Here is a 789-nt window from a genome sequence, read left to right on the forward strand (position 1 = left end):
CCGGGGGCCGCCTACCTTGAAATGGCCCGGGAGGCCGCGGTACGGGGAGCGTGTCTGCCCGGGGCGGATTCGGTCGTTCACATCCAAAATGTCATGTGGGCTGCACCCGTTGTCGCAGCGGAAGCGGTTGTCGAAATCCATACCAGACTGCATCTGCAAGATAACGGGGAGATCCAATACGAGATCGTTAGCCCCGGTGAGGGCGATGAAGACGTCACCGTGCACAGCGAAGGAAGTCTTTGGGTCTATACGGAGGAAGATACACCCGTGCTGAATATAGAGGCGCTGCTCGAAAGCTGTCATCAAAAGGAACTTGCCTCGGAGCAGTGTTACGAAGGGTTTAGAACGCTCGGAATGGAGTATGGCCCCGCTCATCAGGGGATTGAACGAATATATGTCGGACAAGGCCGGGCCATCGCAAAGCTAAGATTGCCGGACGTCATAGCGGATACGGAAGAACAGTTTGACCTGCATCCGGCGTTGATCGATGCGGCCTTGCAGGCCACGCTAGGTGTACGGGCAGCCTCTGACCCGGCTAAGCCGGCCTTGCCGTTCGCCTTGGAGGATCTTCGGGTATTCCGGAGATGTACCCGCGAAATGTGGTGTTTCGTCCGCTACAGCGAGGGGAGCCGGGCCGGGGATAAAGTCGAGAAATTGGACATCGACTTATGCGACAGTGAGGGAAAGATTTGCGTGCAAATGAAAGGGTTCTCATCCAGAGTGATGGAAGGAGAGCAGCTAGGGACGGCCGTCCTTCGCCCTTATTGGAGGGAACAAGCAGCAGACGGA

Annotated in this window: 1 protein-coding gene; it reads left to right on the plus strand. The window is 57.0% G+C overall.

Going from position 1 to position 789, the window contains the following annotated elements; all coding sequences use genetic code 11:
* On the plus strand, positions 1 to 789 hold a 789-nt coding region (locus KVT34_RS29590), incomplete at both ends, for a polyketide synthase dehydratase domain-containing protein (RefSeq protein ID WP_217563228.1).

This window comes from Paenibacillus sp. GbtcB18 (assembly GCF_019091125.1).
In the GTDB taxonomy this organism is placed as follows: domain Bacteria; phylum Bacillota; class Bacilli; order Paenibacillales; family NBRC-103111; genus Paenibacillus_F; species Paenibacillus_F chitinolyticus.